The sequence below is a fragment of the Piscinibacter defluvii genome (assembly GCF_004011805.1).
GTDB classification, from domain to species: domain Bacteria; phylum Pseudomonadota; class Gammaproteobacteria; order Burkholderiales; family Burkholderiaceae_C; genus Piscinibacter; species Piscinibacter defluvii.
In genome coordinates this window covers 102,982-127,369 of sequence record NZ_RCHJ01000006.1, presented here as the reverse complement: position 1 = coordinate 127,369, position 24,388 = coordinate 102,982, and the positions used below count along the sequence as shown (strand labels likewise).

The following is a 24,388-nucleotide window of genomic DNA, read 5'->3' as shown; positions in this document are numbered from 1 at the left end:
CCTTGTGGAGTCGGCCTTGTGGGTTCAGGCCAGGGAGACGCCGCTTTGCGGGTCGAACAGATGCAGGTGGGCCGGGTTCAGGTGCAGCGTGACGCGGCTGCCCGGGGCTTCGCGGAACTGCGCCGGCAGCCGCGCCACCATCTCGGCGTTGCCGACCTTCACGGTGGCGAGCGTCTCGGCGCCGAGCGGCTCGAGCAGCGCGACGCTGGCCGGCAGCGCGACGTCGCCGTCCTGCGGCGCGAGGCGCAGGTTCTCGGGGCGCACGCCGAGCTTGCAGGCCCCGCCGCGCGCGGCCAGCGGGCGTGGCAGCGGCAGGCGCAGGCCGCCCAGGTCGGCCTGGCCGTCGTGCACGGCGACGTCGACCAGGTTCATCGGCGGCGCGCCGGTGAAGCCGGCGACGAACAACGCAGCCGGGCGGTTGTAGATCGTGTCCGGCGTGTCGTACTGCATCTTGCGGCCGGCGCTCAGCACCGCGATGCGGTCGGCCAGCGTCATCGCCTCGACCTGGTCGTGCGTCACGTAGATCATCGTGGCGCCCAGGCGCTGGTGCAGGCGCTTGATCTCGCTGCGCATCTCGCCGCGCAGCTGCGCGTCGAGGTTGGACAGCGGCTCGTCGAACAGGAACACCTCGGGCTGGCGCACGATCGCGCGGCCGATTGCCACGCGCTGGCGCTGGCCGCCCGACAGGGCCGCCGGGCGCCGCTCGAGCATGTGATCGATGCGCAGCAGCTTCGCCGCGTCCATCACGCGGCGCTTGATCTCGTCTTCGGGCGTCTTGCGCAGCCGCAGGCCGAAGGCCATGTTGTCGTACAGCGTCTTGTGCGGATACAGCGCGTAGTCCTGGAAGACCATCGCGATGTCGCGCGAGCGCGGCGGCTTGTCGTTGACCACCTGGCCGCCGATGCGCACCTCGCCGCCGCTGATGGTCTCCAGCCCGGCGATCATGCGCAGCAGCGTGCTCTTGCCGCAGCCCGAGGGCCCGACGAAGACGCAGAACTCGCCCTGGCGGATCTCCAGGTCGATGCCGTGGATGACGTTGGATTTGCCGTCATACGACTTGACGACCTGGCGGAGTTCGACGGCGGCCATCAGTAGGCTCCAGTGGAAGCGGCCGGCGCGGGCGCGGCCTGGGGTTGAACGGCGGCGAGCGTGGCCTGGGCGCTGCGCATCAGCAGGCCGAGGTCGGAGGCGATCGCGAGGAAGGTGAAGCCCATCTCGCGGTAGCGCGCGACGACCTCCGGCGTGCCGCCGACCGTGCCGATGGGCTTGCCCACGGCGCGGGCCCGCCGCACGGCATCGGCCGTGAGGGCGAGCACCTCGGGATGCATCAGCTGGCCGACATGGCCCATCGTGGCGGAGAGGTCGCCCGGGCCGATGAAGAGTGCGTCGACGCCCTCGACCGCGGCGATCTCCTCCAGCCGCGCGACGGCCTCCGGCGTCTCCAGCTGGACGATCACGCCGATGCGGGTGTTCTCGGTGGCGGCGAAGTCGGGCACGGTGCCGAAGCGCGAGGCGCGGCCCATCGCGGCCAGGCCGCGCACGCCCTGCGGCGGGTAGCGCGTCGCGGCGACGGCGGCGCGTGCCTCGTCGGCGTCCTGCACGAACGGGATCAGCAGCGTCTTCGCGCCGGCGTCGAGCACACGCTTGATCGTGACGGTGTCGTTCCAGGGCACGCGCACCACCGGCTCGAGCCGCGTGCCGGCGACGGCCTGCAGCAGGTGCACCAGGCCCATCAGGTCGATCGGCGTGTGCTCCATGTCGAGCACGCCCCAGCGGAAACCGGCATGGCCGATCGCCTCGGCGACGATCGGGCTGGCCGACATGATCCAGGTGCCCATCGGCGCTGTCGCGCCGGTCTCGTTCAGCAGTTGCTTGAAGCTGTTCATGTCTCGTGATCAGTAGATGGAGGGTTCGGCCGTCGTCGGCGGGCCTTGCAGGAAGTCGAAGTCGCAGCCCTCGTGGGCCTGCGTGACGTGGTCTTGGTAGAGCTTGGTGTAGCCGCGCGTGGCGGCGCGCTCGGGGGCGCGCCAGGCGGCGCGGCGCGCGGCGAGTTCGGCCTCGTCCACGTGCAGCTGCAGCGTGCGTGCCTCGAGGTCGAGCGAGATCTCGTCGCCGCTGCGCACCAGCGCGAGCGGCCCGCCCACTGCCGCCTCCGGGCTGACGTGCAGGATGCAGCTGCCGTAGTGGGTGCCGCTCATGCGCGCGTCGGAGATGCGCACCATGTCGCGCACGCCCTGCAGCAGCAGCTTCTTCGGGATCGGCAGACCGCCCCATTCCGGCATGCCCGGCGCGCCCACCGGGCCGGCGTGGCGCAGCACCAGCACGGTGTTCTCGTCGACGTCGAGCTCGAGGTCGGCGCAGCGGGCGTTCATCTCGGCGGGCGAGTCGAACACCAGCGCGCGGCCGCGGTGGCGGAAGAACTTCGGGCTCGCCGCGCTGGCCTTGATCACCGCGCCCTGCGGCGCGAGGTTGCCCTTGAGCACCGCCAGCGCGCCCGAGGCGCTGACCGGGCGCTCGAGCGGGCGGATCACCTCGTCGTCCAGGCTGTCGCGGCCAGCGATGTTCTCGCCCAGCGTGCGGCCGGTGACGGTCAGCGCGTCGAGGCAGAGATGCGGCCGGATGCGGTTCAGCAGCGCGGGCATGCCGCCGGCGTAGTGGAAGTCCTCCATCAGCCGGTCGCCGCTCGGGAACAGGTTCGCCAGGACCGGCACCTCGCGGCCCGCGCGGTCCAGGTCGTCGAGCGTCAGCGCGACGCCGGCGCGGCGCGCCAGCGCGATCAGGTGCACCGCGGCATTCGTCGAGCCGCCGAGCGCCATCTGCGCCGCCACCGCGTTGCGGAACGAGCCGGCCGTCAGCAGGCGCGAGGGCTTCAGGTCGTCCCAGATCATCTGCACGATGCGCTCGCCGGCGTCGGCCGCGAGCCGGGTGTGGCCGGCATCCATCGCCGGCACCGAGGTCGAGCCGGGCAGCGCGAGGCCGAGCGCCTCGACCATCGAGGTCAGCGTGCTGGCCGTGCCCATCACGTTGCAGGTGCCCGGCGCGCGGGTCATCTTCGCTTCCAGCCGCACCCATTCGTCGGGCTCGATGCGGCCGGCCTGGTACTCGTCCCAGAACATGCGCGTGTGCGTGCCGGCGCCGATCGTGCGGGCCGGCTCGCCGCGGCGCAGCAGCCGGTCGCTCAGCATGGGGCCGGCGGCGAAGAACAGCGTCGGCAGGTCGGCGCTGATCGCGCCCATCACGGTGCCGGGTGTGGTCTTGTCGCAGCCGGCCAGCAGCACCACGCCGTCGATCGGCAGCGAACGCAGCAGTTCCTCGACCTCCATGGCGAGGAAGTTGCGGTACAGCATCGTGGTCGGCTTGACCATCACCTCGCCCAGGCTCATGGCCGGCAGCTCGAACGGCATGCCGCCGGCCAGCAGCACGCCGCGCTTGACGCTCTCGGCCCGCTCGCGCAGGTGGGCATGGCAGGGCGACAGGTCGCTCCAGGTGTTGACGATGGCGACGATCGGGCGCTCGAGCACGTCCTCGCGGCGCAGCCCCATCTGCTGCATGCGCTGGCGGTGCGCGAAGCCGCGCATGCCGGCATCGGCGAACCAGCGGCGGCTGCGCAAATCGGCGAGTGGTCTGCTCATGAATTCGTTCGTTTGTTTGCGTGTTACCGGTAACATCATAGTCAAACGAACACAAACGATCATGGGTAGATACCCTTGCGTCCTTCGCGGGAGCGTCGGAAGGTCTCCTTCTCCGCACCGGCCGTTGCTGCCATCGGGTGCGCCGATGTGCCGCCTGTCGATGCACACCTGACACTCCGGGCGGGGTGCGGGCAGACCTCCTGTGGGCGAGCCCCGCTCCACTCGGTGTGCCGGCGCTTGCCGGCATGGCCGCGCCGGATCACATGACACGGGTCTGCCCAACGCGCAGGGTCCGCTGGGCACTGCGGCACAGCTCGCAACCGATGCGCGGATGGCAACGCAAGGATGAACTGAGACGTTCGGCTTCCCTTGCCGAATGCCGGTGGCGTCGTGGAACTGCCCGCGGCAAGCCCGGCGCTCGAATGGCCGGTGCCGCCGACGGCGGCCCGTCATCCTCCTTTGCGGCTTGGCGGGCAGCTCGAACTGCCGAGCCGACTTCGGGGGTGCCGACCCGAGCGCTTCTCTCCAGTGCGTCGCGACCGGTCGACTCCCGATGCCGGCCGCCCCCTCTCGGCGCAAACAGGTTCACCGCGGCGCGGCTGCGGATCGATGCACCGCCCGTGATGTCACACCGGGACCGACTTGACGGTCGACCATGGACCGCTTCGCCGCGCTCCGACCCATGGCAGGTACTCGAATCGCGGGCAATGGCACAGAATGCCGGCAATCATGGCCTCAGCCAGCTTGTCCTTCTCCGACCCAGCGATGTCGGTGCGCGGCTACCTCGGCGCGTACGAGCCGCACAGCCACGCGCACGCCCAAGTGCTGCTGGGCATCCAGGGCAGCCTGCAGCTCGAGGTGGACGGTCGACCTGCGTTTGTCGATCCGTCATGCGGCCTCGTGGTTCCTGCCGGGTCTCGTCACGGCTACCTCGCGGATTCGCCCGCGAAGGTGCTGGTGGTGGACTGCGATGCAACGCGTGGCACCGAGCGCCTGCGGCGGTTCGCGCTTCCCTCGGCATGGCGAGCCGAGCCGCGTGCCTGCAACGCCGACGTGCTGCTGTCCGACGTCATCGGTGCCCCGACCCTGCAAACGCGCCGGCGGCTCGACCTTGCTCATCTTGCGACGGCGGTCGATGCCGAGCTGCATCGCGGCTGGTCGGTCGCCGAGCTGGCGAGCCTGTGCCGCTTCAGCCCTCAGCGATTCCGCGCCCGCTTTGCGGAACTGACCGGGCTGTCACCCCTGGCTTGGGTCCGGCAACGCCGGCTCGATGCAGCCGAGCGCCTGCTCCGCGCGGGTTTGCCGCTGGAGGCGGCTGCGCTGCAGGTGGGCTACGCGAGGGCCAGCGCGTTGTGCTTTGCGCTGCGCCGCGAGCGCGGTATCGGCGCGCGGGGGGTACGAGCCGCGGCGGCGGACCCAGTTCGAGCGTCTCTCGACATTTGATCGGGGCGGCAGGATCGACGATCCTGCCGATGAATCCGAATCCGTTCCTTGGGGTACTGCTCGTCCTCGGCGCCGCCACGCTGTGGGGCACCACCGGCACGGCGCAATCCTTGGCGGGCGGCTCGCTCTCCGCCTGTTGGTTCGGTGCGTTGCGATTGGCCACGGCCAGTGCCTTCTTCGCTCTGTGTGCGCTCGCGTCCCGCCCGTCGGCCGGTGCACCGTTCAGAGGCCGCCTGTCGGCGCGCGACGTGTTCGGTGCCGGCATGTGCATGGCGGTCTACAACCTGGCCTTCTTCGCGGGCATCGGCATCATCGGCGTGGCGCTGGGCACCGCCATCGCGCTCGGCAGCGGCCCCCTCTGGGCCGGCCTGCTCCAGGCGATGCTGCACAGGCACAGGCCATCTGCCGCATGGTGGCTGGGCACGCTGGTGGCCGTTGCCGGCGGTGTACTGATGACGCTGGGCGGCACAAGTCCAGTGGATGGCAGTGGCGCCAGCGGCATCCTGCTGTGTCTGCTGTCCGGCTTCTCCTACGCAGCGTACACGCTGCTCAACCAGCGCATGGCCCATGCCGCACCGGCGTCGACGATCACTTTCAGGGCCTTCGGGGTGGCCGCTGCCATCGCGGTGCCGACGGCGTGGATGACCGGCGGCGCACCCGCATTCACCGGCCCCGACCTGGCCGCCGTGGCGTACACCGGCATCGTCACCGCGGGCGTGCCGTACTTGCTCTTCAGCGTTGCTCTGCGCCACATCACGCCGGCCACGGGCGTGACCCTCGCCTTGTGCGAACCGGTGGTTGCCTTCGCGCTGTCGGTGGGCGTGCTTGGGCAGAGGCCTGAAGGTCCCGCGTACCTGGGGCTGTTGCTGGTGGTCTGCGGCGTGCTGTGCGTCGTGAGACAGGAGTTGGCAGACTATCGTCCGAGAGCCCACTCGGTCGACGATCGCGACCGCGCGCCCGCCGCGAAACCCGCCGGCGCCTCACCGACCGTGTAGGCCCTGCCACCGTCCAACCCGCCCAGTTCTCCATGTCCGAGACCAACAAGGCACTCGTCCGCAGCTTCGTGGAGGCCATCAACGCCCAGGACTGGCCTCGGTTGCACACGCTGGTCGCCGATGGTTTCACGCGCCACAGCACGGCTGGCGGAGAACCCGGAATCCGGTCACGCGACGACCTGATCGACTTCCTCAAAGGCGAGTACGCCACCTTCCCGGATGCCACCGAGGCGATCGACGACCTCGTCGCCGAAGGCGACCGGGTGGCCGCGCGCCACCGCTTCCGCGGCACGCAGACCGGACCACTCGGCCCGCATGCCGCGTCCGGCCGCGTGCTGGCGGCGACGTACCTGGCGATCTACCGGGTGGAGAACGGGCGTATCGCCGAGGCCTGGGCCGAGTGGGACAACCTCTCGGGGTTGAAGCAACTGGGGCACTACCCGGAGTCCTGAAGTCGGGGAACCATGGGATGACGCCGACCATTCGAGACCTCCTCGTGGCGCGTGAGCGCGAGCGCTGCATCGGCCGCGATGGCGTGCTCGCCTCGCTGCATGTGCTGCTGAGCGATGGGCGCCCGCTCGTCTTCGCCTTGCACGGCCTCGGTGGCGTGGGCAAGACCTGTCTGGCTCGTGAATTCGCCGAACGTGCCAGGGCCGAAGGTGCCCGTGTCCTGTGGCTCGACGGCCAGGTGATCGAGCCGTCCCCGCGAGGCTTCGTCGATGGCCTGGCGCGCCAGCTCGGCATCGCATCCTGCAGCGTTGCGGAGTTGGTGGCACGGCTCAACAGCGCGACCGCGCGCACGCTGATCGTGCTCGACACCTACGAGCGCTGCCGCCTGATCGATGCCTGGCTTCGACAGGAGTTCGTGCCTCGGCTTGGACTCCACCTGCGGCTGCTGCTGGTCGGGCGCGATCCGCCCGTCGGCCCCTGGCGCCTGGCGCCGGGCTGGCAAGGCTTGTTCGCATCGCAGGAGATCGGCCCCCTGCCGGGCGAGGATGCGCTGGCACTGCTGCGCGCCGAAGGCCTGGCGCCGCAGCAGGCCATGCAGGCGCAGCGCTTCGCGCATGGCCACCCGCTGGCGCTGAAGCTGGCCAGCGGCGTGCTTCGTGCCCACCCCGGACAGCTGCTGGAGCCGTCCGACCTGGCCGGTGTCGTCGAGACGCTGGTCGGCCTGTACCTCGCGGATGTCGTCGACCCCCCCTTGAGGCAGGCACTGCAGCGGGCCTCTGTGGTGCGCCGCATCACCGTGTCGTTGCTGCAGGCGCTGTTGCCGCAGGCCGATGCGGCGGCGACCTTCGAGCGCCTTGCCGCGCTGTCGATCACCACGCTCGCCGCCGACGGGCTGCTGCTGCACGACGTGGTGCGCGAGGCAATCGCGGCGCACTACGGCTCGGCCGACCCGGCCGGCTGCCTGGAGGCGCGCCGCGCCGCATGGCGCCAGTTGCAGCAGGAGAGCCGCGACGCCCCGCCCGCCGCGTTGTGGCGCTACACCGCCGACATGCTCTTCATGGTGCAGGCACCGGCGGTGCGCGAGGTGTTCTTTCCGGCCGGCAGCCGCCCGATGGCGGTGGAATCGGCGAGTGCGAGCGACCTGCCGGACATCGTCGCCATCGCCCGCCAGCACGACGGCGATGCGGGCGCGCAGCGCATCGCGGCCTGGTGGTCGCATCTGCCGGGCGCCTTCCGCGTGACCCGGAATGCGCAGAACCAGGTCAACGGCTTCTACTGCCTGGCCGAGGCCGCCGACGTCCCGAAGGCGCTCGAGCGTCTCGACCCGGTGGTGGCCCGCTGGCGCCAGCATGTGCGTGGCGCCGAGCTGGCGCCGGGCGACCGGGTGTTGTTCATGCGCCGGGTGCTGGCGGATGCCGAGTCGCCGCAGCCGCTGGAGATCGAGGCCGCGTTGATGCTCGACATCAAGCGCGCCTACCTCGAGCTGCGCCCGAACCTGCGGCGCCTGTACACCTACCTGCGGCAGGTGTCCGAACTCGACCCGTTCCTTCGGCAGGCCGGCTTCGAGTTCGCGCCCGAGATCGATGTCGAGCTGGAAGGCGTGCGCCACGTGGGCCTGATCCTCGACTTCGGGCCGCAGTCGGTGGATGGGTGGCTGTCGCGGCTGGTCGCGACCACGCTCGGCGTGACGGTGGAGGCCCCGGCCGCGCTGCGGATCGACGAGGCGGCACGCGAAGTGCTCGTCGACGGCCGGCGCGTCGCGCTGTCGGCACGCGAGTTCGAACTGCTCGCCTACCTGATGCAGCGCGAAGGCCAGGCCGTCAAGCGCGGCGACCTGCTCGACGACATCTGGGGCCCCCGCTACGAAGGCGGCAGCAACGTGATCGACGCGCTGGTGCTCGGCCTGCGCAGGAAGCTCGGCGCGCGTGCCGGTGCCATCGAGACCGTGGTTCGGTTCGGCTACCGGTTCCGCCAGCCTTGAACTGAGCCCGCGGGCGCGCGGACCGCGGCCGCGCTCATCGTCTTCTCATCCCTGGCTCATCGCGCGCTCATGACGCGCAGGGCCGGCTCGCGAAAACTTCCGTCCATGCCAGCTGCACCCGCGGCCGGCGCGCACCAGAGACGGAGTCAACGAGATGATGAGCAGGAGCGCAGCGGCCGACGCGGTCGATGCCCGCACACCGGACCACGGCGTGCCGCACGTCACCCTGGTCCACGGCAGCGCGGCCGGCGTGACGCAGTGGGACGCGTTGATCGCCCACCTGCCCGGTGCGTGGCACGTGCAAACACCGCGCCTCGCGGGCTACGACGATCCGCAGTTCGACTTCGAAGCCCCCTACGACGTGCAGGTCGAAGTGGCGCGCATCGCGCCGCCGCCGCACGGCACCGGCCCGCGCGTGCTGATGGGGCACTCGATGGGCGGGCTGGTCTCGGCCGCCGCCTGCCTGGCGCATCCGAAGCGCTACTCGGCACTGGTGCTGATCGAGCCGGTGCTCTTCGGTCTGCTGTCGCAGCCGGGCTTCGCTGCCGTGCACCACGACGTGCGCAGCCACATGCGCTACTTCACGTCGCTGCAGGACCCGACACGGCAGCTCGACGCGGCGCGCGCGATGTTCCATTTCTGGAAGCTCTACGACGCCTGGGAGGCGCAGTCGCCGGCCCGTCGCGAGCAAGCCGCGAGCTGCATGCACAAGGTGCGCCTGGAGTGCCGCCTGTTCGACGACCCTGCGGTGCATGCAGACCGGCTGAGCGCGCTCGACGGCCTGCCGGTGCTCTGGGTCACCGGCAGCGAATCGCCGTCGCACATCCGAAGCGTGCAGCGCATCTTCTGCGAGCGCGTGCCCCACACCGAAGTGATCGAGATCCCGGGTGGCGGCCACCTCTGCCACCTGTCCCATCCCGGTGAACTGGCCGCGCTGCTTGCGGGGCTGGTGAGCCGGCTCCAGAACAAGCAGCCGGCACCAGCCTGACGCGTGTTCCTTCCTTTCCTTTCTTCTTCATCAGGCTTCAACGGAGAACCCCCGTGTCAACCTCGAATCGCAACCGCCGCCAACCGCGCAGACTGCGGCGCCGACTCCTCGCCGTCGCGCTGGCCTCGGCCTTCACGCTGACCTCGGCCTTCGCCAAGGACGACTCCCCCTGGTGCGGCGACCGCTGCGACCAGGTCGTGCTCGACTGGAACCAGGCCGCGCACCAGGTCATCAAGGCCGCCGACGGTTATGCCAACCCACTCACCGCTTCGCGCTCGCTGGCGATGACGCATCTGGCGATGCACGATGCCGTGAACTCGGTGAAGCGACGCTATGCGACGTACGCGGTCGGCGAGCAGACGGCTCAGCGTCGGGGCGGCGCACGCGGCTCGGACGAAGCCGCGGCCGCCGTCGCGGCCAGCGCTGCGGCCCATGACCTGCTGCTCGCGCTCTACCCGACGCAGAAGGACCTGCTGCGCGCGTTCCTGGACCAGACCTTGCACGACGCCGGCATCGGCGCCGAGGTGGCCGACGCCGTCGCCACCGGCAAGCGCGCTGCCGCGGCGGTGCTCGCCAAGCGGGCCGCCGATGGCAGCCAGGGCGCCGAGGCCTACCGCGAGGGCAGCGCGCCCGGCAACTACCGCTTCGTGCCGGGGACGAACTTCATCCTGATGCCGCACTGGCGCAAGGTGCAGCCCTTCGCGTTGCGCTCGCCGGACCAGTTCCGCGTGGCGCCGCCGCCCGCACTCGGCAGCGCCGAGTACACCGAGGCTTTCGAGGAGGTGAAGGCCGGCGGCAGCGACGCCGCAAACGCGGCGCGGACACCCGACCAGGCGCACTACGCCGCGTTCTGGTACGAGTTCTCCGACGCCGGCTGGAACCGCGTGGCGCGTGTCGTCGCCCGCGACCACAAGCAGGACCTGTGGGAGCGCGCACGCACCTTTGCGCTGCTCAACGTCGCGATGGCCGACAGCTACATCGCCGGCTGGGACTCGAAGCTGCACCACGACTTCTGGCGTCCGGTGACGGCGATCCGCGAAGCGGCGACGGACGGCAACCCCGCCACGCTGCCGGACGCCGGCTGGAACTCGTTCCTGCCCACGCCGCCGATCCAGGACCACCCGTCCACCCACAGCGCGCTCGGCGCCGCCGCGGCCACCGTGCTGGCGCATGCGTTCCACCGTGACGCGCTGAAGTTCAGCGTCACCTCGCCCACGGCGGCGGCTGCGAACCCGCAGCGCTCGTTCACGAGCTTCAGCCAGGCGGCGCGCGAGAACGCCGACTCGCGCGTGCGCGCGGGCCTGCACTTCCGCTTTGCCACGACGCAGGGCCTGGTGCTTGGGCAGCGTGTGGGCGGGCATGCGCTTGGCACGCTGCTGACGCCTCGGTACTGAAGCGCAGCGGGCCCATGGAGCCGGGGTGGTGGATCCGATCGAGCGCTGGGCAATCGTGTCCTGCACGTTCCTGGCGGCGCTGACGCCAGGTCCGACGACCCCGATGGTGGCGGTGTCCGGCGCTCGCTTCGGTTGACGGACCCGATCAGATGAACGTGTTCGATCACAACCGAAGGGCCTGGGAGCTCGAGTCACGCGGCGGCTCGCGCTGGTGCGTCCCCGTGGACTCGGAGACCATCGCGCGCGCCCGGCGCGGTGACTGGCACGTCGTGCTGACTCCCAACAAGCCCGTGCCTCGAAGCTGGTTCGCAGACCCGGCGGGTCTGCGGGTTCTCTGCCTCGCCTCGGGCGGCGGGCAACAGGCACCCGTGCTGGCCGCTGCAGGCGCTGTTGTGACGAGCCTGGACGCGTCCGCCGAGCAGCTCGCCAAGGACCACCTGGTGGCCAATCGTGAGGGGCTGGACCTGCGATGCGTCGTGGGCGACATGTGCGACCTTTCGGTGTTCGCCGACGCCGCGTTCGACCTGATCTTCCATCCTTGCTCGAACCTGTTCGTGGCCGATGTGATGCCGGTGTGGCGCGAGTGCGCCCGGGTGCTTCGACCAGGCGGCGCATTGCTGGCGGGCTTCATGAACCCGGCCTACTTTCTCTTCGATCACGACGACGCGCTGCGGTCTGGCGAGTTGCGGGTCGTGTACCCGCAGCCGTTCAGCGACCTCGTTCACGCGGGCGAAGGGCGCGTGCGCGACAGGATCACTCGAGACGAAGCCCTCGTCTTCGGCCACACCCTCGAGCAACAGATCGGTGGCCAGCTGCGCGCCGGCTTCGCCTTGGAAGATCTGTACGAAGACGGGTGGAGCGTCGAGGCAACGCCCCTCGATCGGTACACCACCACCTCGATCGCCACGCGGGCCGTCAGGCGCGCGCGCATGCTGGCCACGACGAGCTCATCCGAATCGATGGGATGGAACGAACCATGATGCGCCTTCGACGCCCTCTGGTTGCCGCGTCTGTTCGGGTGCGGGCCGTCATGCGGGCGACTGCCGCCGCTCGGCTCCGCCCTTCCACAGGCCTTGACCGGCCGCGAGCAGTCGCCGGCGTCGGGCGGTTTCCGATCCTCGTGGTCGTCCTGGCACGGTCGCCCTGTCGACAAGATGTGCATTGATGGAGCCCGCCGGTCACGGGTACAAATCCGCTGCTGCGGCATCGGCGGCTGTTGAATACTGCGCACGCGCACGAGCTTGCAGCGGGTACGACATGCGAATCCTCCTGGCCGAAGACGAACGCGAACTGGCGACCTGGCTGGTGCGTGCGCTCGCTCAGAGCGACTTCCAGGTCGACTGGGTGGACGACGGCCGGATGGTCCGGCGCAGCCTCAAGGCCACGCGCTACGACGCACTGATCCTCGACCTCGGCCTGCCCGGGCTCGGCGGCCACGACGTGCTGGCCGACCTGCGCGAGGCCGACCAGCGGCTGCCGGTGCTGATCCTCACGGCGCGCGACTCGCTGATCGAGCGCGTCAGCACGCTGCACGAGGGCGCGGACGACTTCCTCGCCAAGCCCTTCGACATCGCCGAACTCGAGGCCCGCCTGGTGGCCCTGGTGCGCCGCGCGCGCGGCAGCGACCACCCGCGCTTCGCCTGCGGCCCGCTCGTCTACGATGCCGGCACCAAGCAGTTCACCCTGGCCAACGAGCCGCTCGGCCTGACGCCGCGCGAGCACGCGGTGCTTCGCGCGCTGGTCCAGCGTAGCGGCGAGCCGCTGTCCAAGCAGGAGATCCTGGAGCGCGTGTTCTCCGACGAGCAGGACGTGCAGCCCGATGTCATCGAGGTGCTGGTCCACCGCCTGCGCAAGCGCCTGCAGAACAGCCCGGTCGGCATCCGGACGGTTCGTGGTCTCGGCTACGTGCTCGAGAGCGCCGGGTGAACTGGGACGCCTGGCACCGCCTGAGCCTGCGCCGGACGCTGCTGGCCGTGCTGCTGCCGGGCATGCTGGCGGTGGTCGGCCTCGAGCTCTGGTTCACCTGGCGCACGGCGGTCGACGCCGCGAACGCCGCCTACGACCGCTCGCTGCTCGGCGCCATCAAGTCGATCGACGCGAACATCTCCACCGAGAGCGGCGGCCTCGCGGTGGAACTGCCCTACCGCATGCTCGAGTTCTTCGAGCTCACCGCCAGCGGGGCGGTGTACTACCGCGTGGCGACGGAAGAAGGCCTGGTCGAGATCGGCAACGCAGACCTGCCGCCGCCGCTGCTCCCGCTCGAGACCGGGCGGCCCCAGTTCCACGACGCGGCCTATTTCGGCGAGCCGGTCCGCGTGGGCAGCTATGCGCGCCGGCTGCCGCGTCCGCTGGCGGGGCACGAGGAGGCGCAGCGGGTCGTCATCCAGGTTGCCGAAACACTCAGGTCGCGCGAACAGTTCACGCGCAACCTGGTGTTGCAGGCCCTGGCGCGCGACCTGATGCTGGTGCTGGTCGCCGGCGGGCTGCTGGTGCTGGCGATCGGCTGGGCCTTGCGCCCGCTGGCACGGCTGCGCCAGGAGGTCGGCGGGCGGTCGCCGCAGGACCTGACGCCGATCGCCTCCGCGGGCATCCCGCTGGACGTGCAGCCGCTGGTGGAGGCGATCAACCAGCACGTCGAGCGCACCCGCCGGCTCACCGAGGCCCGCCGGCGTTTCGTCGACGACGCGTCGCACCAGCTGCGCACGCCGCTGGCGACGCTGTCGACGCAGGTGGGCTACGCGCTGCGCGAGCCCGATCCCGCGCGCCTGCACGACGCGCTGCGGGCGGTCAAGGCGCAGCTCGAGGAAACGGTGCGCCAGACCAACCAGATGCTCGCGCTGGCGCGCACCGACAGCGCCGAGCTGGTCTCGGAGCCGCTCGACCTGCGGACCCTGGCCGAGCAGGGCACACGCGCCTGGTGGTCCGAGGCGCAGGCCCGGCGGATCGACCTCGGCCTGGACGTGCCGGAGGCGCCGGTACCGGTGCAGGCCCATGCCGGGCTGCTCAAGGAGGCGCTGTCGAACCTGCTGCACAACGCCCTGCGCTACACGCCCGCCGGCGGACAGGTGACCGTGCGCGTGGCCGCAGAGGGCGGCGCGGCGCGGCTGGTGGTGCTCGACAACGGGCCGGGCATCCCGGCGGCGGAGCGCGCGCGGGCCGGCGAGCGCTTCTTCCGCGCCAGCAACGCGAGCCAGCCGGGCTCGGGGCTCGGCCTCGCCATCGTGCGCTCGATCGCCGAGCGCCACGGCGGCCGCTTCGAGGTGGAGCCGGGCCCCGACGGGCAGGGCCTGTCGGCGGCACTGGTCCTGCCGCTGCACGCCGCCTGAATCGGGCCGAGGGTTAACCCGCAGCGTTTGGCGATTTGGCTGAAAGCGCGCTGAAAGTCGCGCTTCCCTATCGTGCCTCCATGCCTCGACGACCTCCCTGTTCGAGGCGATCCACCCCGGAAGGAGACGACATGAAACTGATCCACACGACCCTTGCCGCCGCGCTCGGCCTGGCCGCCTTCGCCGCCGGCGCCGGCCCGCTGGACAAGACCGAGTGCATCGCCCCGGCCAAGCCGGGCGGCGGCTTCGACCTGACCTGCAAGCTCGCCCAGTCGGGCCTGGCCGACGCCAAGCTGATCGCCGATCCGATGCGCGTGACCTACATGCCCGGCGGCATCGGGGCGGTCGCCTACAACGCGATCGTCGCGCAGCGGCCCGACGCGGCCAACACCATCGTCGCGTTCTCCGGCGGTTCGCTGCTGAACATCGCGCAGGGCAAGTTCGGCCGCTACGACGAGAACGACGTGCGCTGGATCGCCGGCATCGGCACCGACTACGGTGCCCTCGTGGTGGCGGAGACCTCGCCGTTCAAGTCGATGAAGGACGTGCTGGCGGCGCTGAAGGCCGACCCGACCAAGGTCGTCTTCGGCGCCGGCGGCACGGTCGGCAGCCAGGACTGGATGAAGGCGGCCCTCGTGGCCCGAGCGGCCGGGGTGGACCCGAAGGGCATGCGCTTCGTCGCCTTCGAAGGCGGCGGCGAGGCCATGACGGCGCTGCAGGGCGGCCACATCCACGTGTTCACGGGCGACGCCGCCGAGACCTCGCAGCAGATCAAGGCGGGCAGCAAGGTGCGGGTGCTCGCGGTGATGGCCGACAAGCGCCTGCCCGGCGACCTGGCCCAGGTCCCCACGGCGAAGGAGCTGGGTTTCGACATCGAGTGGCCGATCCTGCGAGGCTTCTACGTCGGGCCGAAGGTCTCGGACGCCGACGCGAAGCTCTGGTCCGACACCTTCGCGAAGCTGCTCGCCAGCCCCGGCTTCGACAAGCTGCGCGCCGAGCGCGGCCTGTACCCGATGGCGCTGACCGGCGCCGAGGCCGACGCGTACGTCAAGAAGCAGGTCGCCAACTACCGCAAGCTGGCCCAGGACTTCGGTCTGGCCACCACCGCGAAGTAGTCCGCGCTTGCCTGGGCCGCGGGTGACGCGGCCCCTTCAGGAGATCCCCATGAGTGACCGCATCCTCGGTGCGGCGTGCATCGTCGCGTCCGCCGGCATGGCCTGGTCGGCGCAGGGCTACGCCGCCGCCATCTCGTACGAACCCGTCGGCCCGCGGGCCTTCCCGATGCTGCTCGCCGGGCTGCTGGCGATCGGTGGCCTGTGGCTGTTCGCCCGGCCGGCGCTGCGCGGCGCATCGCCCTACCGCGCGGTGCCGCTGCGCGCCACGCTGCTGGCAGGCGCCGCCATCGCCGTCTACGCCGCGCTGTTCGAGCTGCTCGGCTTCACGCTGGCGACCGCCGCGATGGCCGTGCCGCTCGGCCTGGTGTTCGGCGGGAGCCTGAAGCAGGCGCTGGCCGCCGGTGCCGGGCTCGGCGTGACGCTGTACTTCCTGTTCGACAAGGCGCTGGACGTGGTGCTGCCAACCGGCGTGCTGTCGTTCCTGCTGGGAGGCCGCTGATGGACGTGCTGCAACACCTGCTGGCCGGCTTCGGCGTCGCGCTCGCGCCGACCAACCTGGCCATCGCCGCGATCGGCGCGTTGATCGGCACGGTGGTCGGCCTGCTGCCGGGGCTCGGGCCGATCAACGGCGTCGCGATCCTGATGCCGCTCGCCTTCGCGATGAAGCTGCCGCCGGAAGCGTCGCTGATCCTGCTCGCCGCGGTCTACATCGGCTGCGAGTACGGCGGGCGCATCTCGTCGATCCTGCTCAACGTGCCGGGGGATGCCGGCGCGATCATGACGGCGCTGGACGGCTACCCGATGGCACGCCAGGGGCTGGGCGGCGTGGCGTTGTCGATCTCGGCCTGGAGTTCCTTCGTCGGCTCGCTGATCGCGACCATCGGCATCGTGCTGTTCGCGCCCTTGCTGGCGAGCTGGGCCCTCTCGTTCGGGCCGGCCGAGTACTTCGCGCTGATGTGCTTCGCCTTCGCCTGCATCGCCGGGCTGATGGGCGAGGCGCCGATGAAGGCCGGCATCGCCGCGGTGATCGGGCTCTCGCTGTCCTGCGTGGGGCTGGATTCCAACTCCGGCGTCTACCGCTTCACCGGCGGCGACGTGCACCTGTCCGACGGCATCCAGTTCGTCGTGGTCGTGATCGGCGTGTTCTCGATCAGCGAGATCCTGCTGATGCTGGAGCAGCACCACAGCAGCGACGGCATGATCACCGAGACCGGCCGCAAGCTCTTCAACCTGCGCGAGATGGCCCGCACCTGGTGGGGCACGGTGCGCTCCAGCGTGGTCGGCTTCGTCGTCGGCGTGCTGCCCGGGGCGGGCGCGACGATCGCCAGCGCGATGACCTACTCGATGGAGAAGCGCCTGACCGACACCGAAGGCAGCTTCGGCAAGGGCGACATCCGCGGCGTGGCCGCGCCCGAAGCGGCGAACAACTCGGCCGCCACCGGCTCCTTCGTGCCGATGCTGACGCTGGGCGTGCCGGGCTCGGGCACCACCGCCGTGATGGTGGGCGCGCTCGCGCTCTACAACATCACGCCCGGACCGGCGCTGTTCACGCAGCAGCCCACGCTGGTGTGGGGCCTGATCGCGTCGCTGTTCGTGGCCAACCTGATCCTGCTGTTCATCAACATCCCGATGGTCGGGCTGTTCACGAAGGTGCTGCGCGTGCCGAACTGGCTGCTGGTGCCGGGCATCCTGGCGGTCAGTGCGGTGGGCGTCTACGCGGTGCACGCGACCACCTTCGACCTGCTGCTGATGACCGCGCTGGGCGTGGCCGGCTGGCTGCTGCGCAAGCAGGGCGTGCCGATGGCGCCGCTGATCCTGGGCTTCGTGCTCGGCGACATGATGGAGCAGAACCTGCGCCGCGCGCTGTCGATCACCAACGGCGACGCGTCCATCCTCGTCGAGAGCCCGATCTCGGTCGGACTGTGGCTGGGCGCGCTGGCGATGGTCCTCGTGCCGCCGCTGCTGCGCCTGATGCAGCGCCGCCGCACGCCGCCGCCCGTTGCGGCCTGAACCCGAAGGAGACCCCACCATGCAACTGACCGGTCTGCTGCACGGCGCGCCGCTGCTGCGCCATGTCGACTTTCCCACCGCCGAGGTGCTCGGCCCCGACGCCGGCGAGGACGAGATCGCCGCGCTGATCAAGCGCCACGGCCAGGTCTTCGTGAAGCCGCTGTTCCGCGGCGCGATCGGCAAGAAGGGCAAGGCCGGCCTGATCGGCCGTGCCCGGGACCTGCGCACCGCGCTCGCCGAGAAGGAGCGCCTGTACTTCGCCGAGCACCGGCACGGCAACGTGGTCGCCAAGGCCAACGGCGTGAGCTTCGAGGGCGGCGTGCCCGCCGAGCACGAGATCTACTTCTCGATCACCGACGACACGCGCTTCCGCGCCCCGACGATCACGATCACGCACCGGGGCGGCGTCGACATCGAGGAACTCGGCAAGGGCGAGATCGCGACGATCCCGTTCGATGCGCTGACCGGCCTGAAGGCCTTCGTGATCGCCAACGCGCTGGCCGACATCGGCGCGCCGAAGGAGGTGATCTCGCCGCTCGTGCAGCACCTGCCCAAGCTGTGGGAGCTGATGCACCACTACGGCATGACGACGCTGGAGCTGAACCCGATCCGCATGCGGCCGGGCAAGGACGGCCGGCTGACGCCGGTGGCCTGCGACTTCAAGTGCGGCTTCGACCGCGACGACCCGCGTGTCGCGCGGCTCAAGCTGCCGGCGCACCTGTTCGCCGCCGACGTCGGCGCGTTCGAGCAGGAGGTCAACGAGCTGCGCACCCACCAGGGCCAGAGCGACGTGTTCGTGATCAACGAGCGCGGCACCATCCTCGCGCCGACCTTCGGCGGCGGCGCGAACAGCCTGGTCACCGAGGTGCTCGGCGAGGCCGCGAGCATCAGCTCCGACTTCGGCGGCAACCCGCCCTACGAGAAGATGAAGGCGGTGGCGCGCATCTGCTACCGGCACTTCCTCGCTCAGAGCAACGTGCTGTTCATCATCGGCGGCAAGTCGAACAACACCGACATCCACGAGACGCTGCGCGCGATGGGCGATGCGCTGCGCGAGCATTTCTCGACGCATGGCCCGACGCCGCTGTACGTCGTCGTCGGCCGCGGCGGGCCGAACCTGGTGCGCGGCTTCGGCGCGCTGGCCGACACCTGCGAGGCGCTCGGCCTGCCGTACCGCTTCTTCGGCTTCGACAGCGCGATCTCCGAGGTCGTGAACTACGCCAAGAAGATCGACGAATGGATGAAGGCCGGCGGGCGCGAGCGGATCGCGCGCCACCTGCACATCGGCAGCGCCGCGGCCTGAAGGAGCACCCCATGCATGCACGAGGCATTCCCGACCTGCCCTACTACCTGGGCACCGGCTCGCTGGCCGACCTGGCCACCCGCGGCAACCGCGTCTGCGTCCTGAACATCCTGGGCGGCGAGTCGCGCCAGGTCACGCCGACCAGCCATGTCTTCTCCGGCGGCAACGTCGTGTTCGGCACCTCGCCGGGCCGCGGCGGGCAGGTGCTGCCCACCGCGATCGGCGACATCCCGGTGTTCAACAGCGTGCGCGAGGGACTGAACGCCGGCCACGCGTTCGACACCGGCGTCGTCTACCTGCCGCCCTCGGGCGTGCGCGACGGCGTCGCGGAACTCATCCGCGTCAACCCGGGCCTGCGCAAGATCGTCATCGTGACCGAGAAGATCGCGGTGCACGACGCACGCGAGATCCGCGCGATGGCGCAGGGCGCCGGCGTCGACGTGATCGGCGGCAATTGCCTGGGCGTGGCCGATTCGTGGAACCGCACGCGCATCGGCGGCGCGCTCGGCGGCGACCATCCGGAGGAGACGCTGCTGCAAGGAACGGTCGCGATCTTCTCGAACTCGGGCGGCTTCACGACGACGATCGCGCAATACCTCGCCACCGAAGGCTGGGGAACGACGACGCTGGTCTCCTCGGGCAAGGACGTCTACATCCACTACGCCGCGCGCGACTTCGCCCACGCCTTGCGCCACGACGGCCGCTCGCGCGCCGCGGTGCTCTACGCCGAGCCCGGCGGCTACTACGAACACGCGGTCGACTGGGGCAAGCCGGTGGTCGCGTGTGTCGTCGGGCGCTGGAAGTCCAAGCTCACGCGCGCGGTCGGCCATGCCGGCGCGATGGCCGGCTCGGGCGACAGCGCGGCCGACAAGGAACGCTGGTTCATGGACGCGTTCGGCGTCGACGCGGTGTTCACGCCCGAGCACCCGGTGGTCTCGAAGAAGGGCGCGGTGGTCACGAACATCGCGCACATCCCGGCCGCGCTCACCGCGGTGATGGCGCTGTCGGGCGCGAAGCCCGACTTCGCGCCGCGCGGCAGCCTGACGCTCAAGCCGTGGATGGCCAACGACCAGGGGCTGGACCTGCCGGCCGCGCTCGCGCTGGCGCCGGTGATCGCGCCCGAGCCCTATGCCGCGCAGATCGCCGAGCTGAAGCGCCAGGTCGGCGCGGTGATCGCACGCCAGAACATGAAGGACAAGTCGGGCGCGTCGGTGATGGATCCGAAGTCGCAGGTCACCTCGGTGCACGGCCATTCGGTGCTCGAGCTCGCGCTGCAGCCGCTGCAGGCCAACTTCGCGCTGCCGCTGGTGCACGAGGGCGCCGGGCCGAACGACCGCGCGCTGCTCGACATCGCGGTGGCCGCCGAGGTCAACCTGGTCGGCACGCCGATGCTCGCCGCCGCCGAGGCCGCGCGCGAGGGCGGCAACTCGCCGAACACCGTGATGGCCGCCGCCGTCACGATCGTCGGGCCCAGGCGCGTCGAGCGTGCACTCGCCTGCAGCCGCGCGCTGATCGACCTGTTCATCGGCACCACGCTGAAGGAAGGCCACCATGTCGACTTCGACCTGTCGACGGTGAAGCTCGACGCTCCGACGCGCGCGCTGTTCCTGGCCCGCGACGACGAGGCAGGCGACTCGCACCCCGAGGCGATGCTGCAGGCGGTGCGTGAGCGCGGTGCGAAGTCGGTCTTCCTCGACCTGCTGCTCAGGCAGGGCGGTCGGCTGTCGCGCGACGCGATCCTCGCCGCGATCGCGACCACCATCGCCTGGGGTCCGCTGGTGCGCAAGCGCATCAGCCGGCTGACCGCCGAGACGCTGCCCTGGTACCTGCGCCTGTACGGCACGATGGTCGGCGCGTCGATCCCGGCGCCGCTGCATCAGTGGGGGTCGCTCGCCGGCATCTCGCAGGCCGAACGCTATGGCTCGTGGACCATGGCCGATCTCTGTTTCCTGGCGATCACCGGCAAGAAGCCCACGCCCGAGCAGGCGCTGCCGCTGCAGATCCTGATCGGCCTGCTGATCAGCAACGGGCCGGGCTCCATCACCGCGCAGGGCGCGAAGGGGGCGGTCGCCGCCGACGGCCCGCAGACGCCCGGCCGCGTGCAGATCAACAAGGCGATGGCCGGCTTCCTGACGCACAGCGGCTACAGCCATGGCGGCAACGGCTACGAGGGCATGGCCTTCCTGCTCGCGCAGTTCCGCAGCGCCGACCTGCGCGACCCGAACGACCCGCAGCACGGCATCGACCTGAAGGCGATGGCGAGCGCCTTCGCGAAGGCCTACAAGGCCGAGAAGGGCGCGGCCAAGGAGCTCGGCCAGGAGCTGCGGGCGCTGCCCGGCGTGCACCACCCGGTGTTCAAGGGCAAGCCGGTGAACCACGACCCGCGCGAGCGCTTCATCGCGAAGTTCCTCGCCGAGCGCGGCCAGTACAACGTGTTCCACGCCTTCTACGTCGAGCTGGTGCAGGCGCTCTACGACGAGGGCGCGACGCCGTACGTGTTCTGCGTCAACGTCGATGCGGTGATCGCCGCGCTGCTGCTCGGCGTGCTGTGGCCCGACTACCGCAGCGGCGCCCTCGGCGAGCGCGAGCTCGAGACGGCGGCGTTCAACGTCTTCCTCTACGGCCGCATGATCGGCGCCGCCGCCGAGATCGACGACCACCTGAACCGCGGCCGGAACATGGACACGCGCACACCGGAGGCGAACTGCGCGCATGTCCTGTGACGGTTGCCCGGCCTGGGGGAACGGAGAAGCGCGTGCCACGGCCGGCCCACCCGCTCATGACGACGGTGCCGATGCACGTCGGCGAACGGGCCACCGTTCCGGCGGTCGTCGATGGAGGTCGGCATCAAGGGCGTCGCGGAGAACATCGGCACACAGGTCGTGCGCCACGTGTCGGACGGCATCGCCCGTGCCGCCTGCTGCAGCAGGCCGCGCAGCCGCCGACTCGTCGATGCGCAGCAGCACCTCGCGCACCGCCTCGGCCGGCTGGATACGCGCGGTGGCCCTCTTCGAGGACGCCGGCGCCTGACGACCGTGCTTCGTCGTGCCGTGCCTGCGCGGGCCGCGTCCGAGCCCGTTCAGCCCGGCGCGGTGCCGCGCACCACCCGCTGCAGGTCGGTCTCCTGCCAGGCCGCGCCCTCGGCACGGCGCTCGGCGAGCACCGCGTCGCCGAGGCTCGCCCGCAGCGCAGCCACGTCCTCCTCGTGCAGCTTGCGCGGCAGCACGCCACGCGGTGCGCTGGCCCGCGCGGCCATCGCATCGGCGAGGCCGACCAGGCGCGCGGCGTTGTCCTGGTCGCCGCGCAGTCGCAGCAGCGCCGGCCAGTGGTCGATCGTCCAGGCGAGCGAGCCGTCGACCGTCTGCAACGCGAGCAGTTCGCGCATCGCCGCCTCGGCCTCGGCGCGCTCGCCGAGGCGGATCGCCGCCACGCCCTGCATGTTCAGCGCGCCCCAGGCGGTGCGCAGCCGGCCGTGCTCGCGCGCCTGCGCGACCACCTCGCGCGAGACGGCCAGTGCCTCGGCCGGCGCATCGAGCACGATCAGCGCATGCGCCAGGTTGGCCCCGGCGATCCACGCGGTGCGCAGGTCGCCGAGGCGGCGCGCGAGCTCGTATTCCGCGCGGAAGCGGTCGCGGCACTCGGGCCAGCGGTTCGCATACATCTCGTCGAGCGCGAGGGCGAAGCGCAGCAGCCGGCCGCGCAGCGGCGGCCAGTCGGGCGCCTCGAGCGCGCGCATCTGAGCCAGCGCGCCGGCCTTGTCGAACTGCGGATCGGCCCACTGGGCGGTGGCGATGCGGTGGCTGAGTGCCCAGTACATGGCGGTCGTGTCGCCGAGCGCGCGGGCCGCCTCGAGCGCCTGGCCGGCGGCGGCATGGCCGCGGTCCGCCGGCACCAGCATCGCGGTGCCGAGCTGCGCGATCGCGAGCCAGTAGCGTGCGCGTGTCGCCGCCTCGACGCCGGGGTCGTCGATGTGCGGGGCCACCGCGTCGACCGCCGCCACCGCCTCGCGCGTGGCGTCGCCGGCCAGCCACAGGGAGACGCCCCAGGCCGCCAGCGCCAGCGCGAGCGGCGCGCGTGCCGCCTCGGCGCGGGCGAACGCGAAGGCGCTGCGCAGGTTGCCGAGGTCGGGCAGCACCTGCTGCTGCCACTCGAGCGTCGGTGTGTCGAGCCAGCGGCTGCTCATGTGCTGCAGCAGGCCGAGCAGCGCGCGTGCATGCCGCTCGCGCAGCCGCGCTTCCTCGCCGGCGGCCTGCAGCTGCGCGAGCGCGAAGGCGCGCGGGCTCTCGAGCAGGCGGTAGCGCAGCGGCAGCCGCGGCGTAGCGCCGGGCAGGGTCTGCAGCAGCGCATGGTCGACCAGCGTGTCGAGCGCATCGAGCACCGCCCATTCGTCGATCGTGTCGTCGGCGGCGACCTGCTGCGCCGCCTCGAGCGTGAAGCTGCCGGTGAACACGCCGAGCCGGCGCCAGACCACCTGGCGCAGCGGGTCGAGCAGCTCGAAGGTCCACTGCAGCGCGTTCTCCAGCGTCTGCTGCCGCGCCGGAGCGCTGCGGGCGCCGCGGGTCAGCAGCTGCAGCCGGTGGTCCAGCCGCTCGCGCACGCCGGCCACGCCGAGCAGCGGCACGCGCGCGGCGGCGAGTTCGAGCGCCAGCGGGATGCCGTCGAGCCGGCGGCAGAGGTCGTGCACGGCGGGGAGGTCGCTCTCGGCGAGCGACCAGCCGGGCAGCAGCGCCTGCACCCGCTCGACGAACAGCGAGACGGCGTTGCTGGCGCCTGCGGGCGCCATGCTGCCGGGCACCGGCACCGGGGCGCGCGGCGTGCGTCGGCGGTCGTTTGCCGCCGGGGGGGGCGGCACCGGCAGGCCGTGCAGCCGGTAGAGCGTCTCGCCGCTGCCGCGCACCGGCGTCTGGCTGGTCACCAGCAGCCGCAATGACGGCGCGTGCGCCAGCAGCGTGACGGCCAGCGGCGCCACGGCCGCGGCGATCTGTTCGGCGTTGTCGAGCACCAGCAGCAGCTCGAGCGAGGACAGCGCCCGGCCGAGCGCTTCGGCCGAGGCCTGCGCCGCCTTGCCGGGCAGCCCGAGCACGTGGGCGATCGTGCCGGGCAGTGCGGCGCCGTCGGCGAGCGCGGCGAGTTCGACCAGGAACACGCCGTCGCGGAACTGGCCGCGCAGCTGCTGGCCGACGGCCTGGGCGAGCCGGGTCTTGCCCATGCCGCCGGGCCCGGTGATCGTGACCCAGCGCTGCGCCTCGAGCTGTCGGCAGATCGCCGCGATGTCGCCGATGCGGCCATGCAGCGGCGGCAGCGCGGGCGGCAGGTTGCCGCCGGCCGGCGCGGGGGGCACGGGCGCCAGCGAAGGAGCCGTCGCCGCGGCCGATGCCAGCACCCGCGGCACGGCGACGAAGCGGTAGCCGCGCCGCGGTGCCGTCTCGATGTAGGCCGGGTGCTTGGGATCGTCGCCGAGCACCGCGCGCAGCCGGCTGACCACCGTCTTCAGCACCGACTCGGTGACGTGGCGGTGGCCCCAGACCGCGTCGAGCAGTTCGTCCTTGGTCACCAGCCGGCCGGCGCGGCCGGCGAGGAAGCACAGCACCGCGAAGTCGCGCGGCGGCAGCTCCAGCGGGCTGCCGTCGTCGCGGCGCAGCCGACCGGCGGCCTCGTCGAGCACGTAGGGGCCGAAGGCGAGGGCGGTGGAGGCGGGCGGGGCGATCGTCATGGCGCGCTGGCGTCGCGGCGACTGTAACGAATGCCGTC

18 protein-coding genes are annotated in these 24,388 nt (G+C 71.5%); 14 read left to right on the top strand and 4 right to left on the bottom strand.

The window, feature by feature from the left end:
- Window positions 1–24: 24 nt before the first annotated feature.
- The 3 genes from D9C15_RS18275 to D9C15_RS18265 are packed head-to-tail and all read right to left on the bottom strand — an operon-like array spanning window position 25 to window position 3,632.
- Window positions 25–1,089, bottom strand: a complete 1,065-nt coding sequence (locus D9C15_RS18275; protein ID WP_127999885.1) for an ABC transporter ATP-binding protein — start codon at window positions 1,087–1,089, stop codon at window positions 25–27.
- Entirely contained in the window at window positions 1,089–1,886 is a 798-nt protein-coding gene (locus D9C15_RS18270; RefSeq protein ID WP_127999883.1) for an HpcH/HpaI aldolase family protein, read from the bottom strand. The genes D9C15_RS18275 and D9C15_RS18270 overlap by 1 nt, the downstream gene beginning before the upstream one ends.
- Window positions 1,887–1,895: 9 nt before the next feature.
- Window positions 1,896–3,632, bottom strand: a complete 1,737-nt coding sequence (locus tag D9C15_RS18265) for an IlvD/Edd family dehydratase (RefSeq protein WP_127999881.1) — start codon at window positions 3,630–3,632, stop codon at window positions 1,896–1,898.
- Window positions 3,633–4,361: 729 nt separating this feature from the next.
- On the opposite strand from D9C15_RS18265, the gene D9C15_RS18260 reads away from it, so the two are divergent.
- From D9C15_RS18260 to D9C15_RS18195, 14 genes are all read left to right on the top strand, one after another.
- Window positions 4,362–5,075, top strand: coding sequence for a helix-turn-helix transcriptional regulator (locus D9C15_RS18260; RefSeq protein WP_127999880.1), 714 nt, complete (start codon window positions 4,362–4,364; stop codon window positions 5,073–5,075).
- A 29-nt stretch (window positions 5,076–5,104) separates the two neighbouring features.
- The gene (locus D9C15_RS18255) at window positions 5,105–6,070 is read left to right on the top strand and encodes a DMT family transporter (RefSeq protein WP_127999878.1); all 966 of its coding nucleotides are present in this window, start codon (window positions 5,105–5,107) and stop codon (window positions 6,068–6,070) included.
- A gap of 32 nt (window positions 6,071–6,102) precedes the next feature.
- Complete coding sequence (locus D9C15_RS18250) at window positions 6,103–6,522, top strand: ester cyclase (protein WP_127999876.1); 420 nt, start codon at window positions 6,103–6,105, stop codon at window positions 6,520–6,522.
- Window positions 6,523–6,539: 17 nt separating this feature from the next.
- Window positions 6,540–8,501: a winged helix-turn-helix domain-containing protein gene (locus D9C15_RS18245; RefSeq protein ID WP_127999874.1), complete on the top strand. Its 1,962-nt coding sequence runs from the start codon at window positions 6,540–6,542 to the stop codon at window positions 8,499–8,501.
- Window positions 8,502–8,655: 154 nt separating this feature from the next.
- Window positions 8,656–9,489, top strand: a complete 834-nt coding sequence (locus tag D9C15_RS18240; RefSeq protein WP_127999872.1) for an alpha/beta fold hydrolase — start codon at window positions 8,656–8,658, stop codon at window positions 9,487–9,489.
- Window positions 9,490–9,542: 53 nt separating this feature from the next.
- A complete protein-coding gene (locus tag D9C15_RS18235) occupies window positions 9,543–10,883 on the top strand; it encodes a vanadium-dependent haloperoxidase (protein WP_127999870.1) in 1,341 nt (446 codons plus the stop codon).
- A 149-nt stretch (window positions 10,884–11,032) separates the two neighbouring features.
- On the top strand, window positions 11,033–11,863 hold the full coding sequence (locus D9C15_RS18230) for a class I SAM-dependent methyltransferase (RefSeq protein ID WP_127999868.1): 831 nt from the start codon (window positions 11,033–11,035) through the stop codon (window positions 11,861–11,863).
- A gap of 277 nt (window positions 11,864–12,140) precedes the next feature.
- A complete protein-coding gene (locus D9C15_RS18225) occupies window positions 12,141–12,809 on the top strand; it encodes a response regulator (protein ID WP_127999866.1) in 669 nt (222 codons plus the stop codon).
- Window positions 12,810–12,871: 62 nt separating this feature from the next.
- On the top strand, window positions 12,872–14,209 hold the full coding sequence (locus tag D9C15_RS18220; protein WP_128000124.1) for a sensor histidine kinase: 1,338 nt from the start codon (window positions 12,872–12,874) through the stop codon (window positions 14,207–14,209).
- 131 nt (window positions 14,210–14,340) lie between these two features.
- Window positions 14,341–15,324, top strand: coding sequence for a tripartite tricarboxylate transporter substrate binding protein (locus D9C15_RS18215; RefSeq protein ID WP_127999864.1), 984 nt, complete (start codon window positions 14,341–14,343; stop codon window positions 15,322–15,324).
- A 49-nt stretch (window positions 15,325–15,373) separates the two neighbouring features.
- Window positions 15,374–15,823, top strand: coding sequence for a tripartite tricarboxylate transporter TctB family protein (locus D9C15_RS18210; RefSeq protein ID WP_127999862.1), 450 nt, complete (start codon window positions 15,374–15,376; stop codon window positions 15,821–15,823).
- Window positions 15,820–17,334 (top strand): tripartite tricarboxylate transporter permease, encoded by a 1,515-nt coding sequence (locus D9C15_RS18205; RefSeq protein WP_205854847.1) that lies wholly within the window; start codon window positions 15,820–15,822, stop codon window positions 17,332–17,334. Before D9C15_RS18210 ends, D9C15_RS18205 begins: the two co-directional genes overlap by 4 nt.
- A gap of 19 nt (window positions 17,335–17,353) precedes the next feature.
- Window positions 17,354–18,637, top strand: a complete 1,284-nt coding sequence (locus D9C15_RS18200; protein WP_127999857.1) for an ATP citrate lyase citrate-binding domain-containing protein — start codon at window positions 17,354–17,356, stop codon at window positions 18,635–18,637.
- An 11-nt stretch (window positions 18,638–18,648) separates the two neighbouring features.
- On the top strand, window positions 18,649–21,360 hold the full coding sequence (locus D9C15_RS18195) for a CoA-binding protein (RefSeq protein WP_127999855.1): 2,712 nt from the start codon (window positions 18,649–18,651) through the stop codon (window positions 21,358–21,360).
- 356 nt (window positions 21,361–21,716) lie between these two features.
- Here D9C15_RS18195 and D9C15_RS18190 read toward each other — a convergent pair whose 3' ends face one another.
- Window positions 21,717–24,350 (bottom strand): ATP-binding protein, encoded by a 2,634-nt coding sequence (locus tag D9C15_RS18190; protein WP_127999853.1) that lies wholly within the window; start codon window positions 24,348–24,350, stop codon window positions 21,717–21,719.
- Between the last annotated feature and the right edge of the window lie 38 nt (window positions 24,351–24,388).